This is a genomic window from Streptomyces huiliensis, from assembly GCF_020037025.1.
Classification (GTDB): Bacteria; Actinomycetota; Actinomycetes; order Streptomycetales; family Streptomycetaceae; genus Streptomyces; species Streptomyces huiliensis.
Genome location: NZ_JAIQLH010000126.1, coordinates 1 through 1,475, shown reverse-complemented (window position 1 = coordinate 1,475; position 1,475 = coordinate 1). Strand labels below are relative to the sequence as shown.

The 1,475-nt window shown below is 74.2% G+C and carries 2 protein-coding genes; one reads left to right on the top strand and one right to left on the bottom strand.

Annotated elements, in window-relative coordinates; all coding sequences use genetic code 11:
* A partial coding sequence (locus JNW98_RS21735; protein ID WP_223769942.1) for a hypothetical protein occupies positions 1–602 on the top strand: 602 nt, incomplete at its 5' end.
* Between the two features lie 11 nt (positions 603–613).
* On the opposite strand, the gene JNW98_RS21730 is transcribed toward JNW98_RS21735, so the two are convergent.
* Positions 614–1,475, bottom strand: an 862-nt coding sequence (locus tag JNW98_RS21730; RefSeq protein ID WP_223769941.1) for an alpha amylase C-terminal domain-containing protein, incomplete at its 5' end; no start/stop codon positions are given.

Below are 1,475 nucleotides of genomic sequence, written 5' to 3'. Positions count from 1 at the left end.
CCGCCACCCCCACCGCGCCCGCACCAAGCACCCGCCGCACGGCCCGCGCGCGCGACACCACGGGCAGCGGCACCGCCGCCCCGGCCGTCTTCGTCGCCTGGTCCCCCGCCTGGACCGAACCGGCCCCCGACGCCGACCGGGCCTGGTGGGACCTCACCGACATGAGCCTGGCCGTGCTGCGCGCCCCCGACGCCCCCCGCGACCTCGACCGGTTCATCCGCGACCGGTGCGCCGGCCGCACCGGCGCCCGCGTCTTCGCCTGCCTGCTGCACCTCGCCGACCACGGCGACGGCGCCCGCTTCTGGTGGCAGTTCGCGGCCGGCGCCGGCGACGGCACGGCCGAGTACTGCCTGTTCCTCGACCACTCCTGCCGCGGCGAGTACCACGACGCCGCCTTCTGGTGCCGCGAACTGGTCCGGCACGGCTTCGTCCCGGACCGGGTGTGGGGCGACCGGGCCGCCGCCTCGACGGCCGCGCGCGGCCTCCCCGGCCCGCCCGTCGTCCACTTCAGCGAGCACCACGACCCGGACCTCGGCGCGATCCCGCTCCCCGAGCCACCCCTCGTCCAGGACCTGCGCACCCTCACGGCGGCGGTCCTCTAAAAGAACACCCCTCACACCGGCCGGAACCACACCGTCGCCAGCGGCGGCAGCGTCGGCGCGATGCTCGCCGGCCGCCCGTGCCCGCCCACCGGGAGCGCCTTGACGGGGTCCGGGTTGCCGACGCCCCCGCCGCCGTACCGCGCCGCGTCCGTGTTGAGGCACTCCTCCCAGACCGCCGTCCCGGCCGGCACCCCCAGCCGGTACCCGGTCCGGACGACGGGCGAGAAGTTGCTCACGGCCAGCAGCGGCGAGCCGTCGGCGGCGAAGCGGAGGAAGGCGAACACGTTGTCCTCCGCCGCGTCGCCGACGATCCACGAGAAGCCGTCCGGCACGGTGTCGTACTCCCAGAGCGCGGGCGTCTCCCGGTAGCGCGCGTTGAGGTCGCGGACGAGTTCCCGCACGCCCCGGTGGTCGGCCCCCGCCGCGTACGTGGAGTCGAGCAGCCACCAGTCCGGCCCGTGCGTCTCCGACCACTCGGCCCCCTGTGCGAACTCCTGGCCCATGAAGAGCAGTTGTTTGCCCGGGTGGGACCACATGAAGCCCAGGAACGCCCGGTGGTTGGCCCGCCGCTGCCACCAGTCGCCGGGCATCTTGGACACCAGGGACCGCTTGCCGTGCACCACCTCGTCGTGCGAGATCGGCAGCACGTAGTTCTCGCTGTACGCGTAGACCATGGAGAACGTCATCTCGCCGTGGTGGTACTTGCGGTGCACCGGCTCCTTCGCCATGTACTCCAGCGAGTCGTGCATCCACCCCATGTTCCACTTCAGGCCGAAGCCCAGCCCGCCGAAGCCGCCCGGCCCCACGTGGTGGGTGGCCCGGGTGACCCCGTCCCAGGCGGTGGACTCCTCGGCCACCGTGACGACCCCGGGG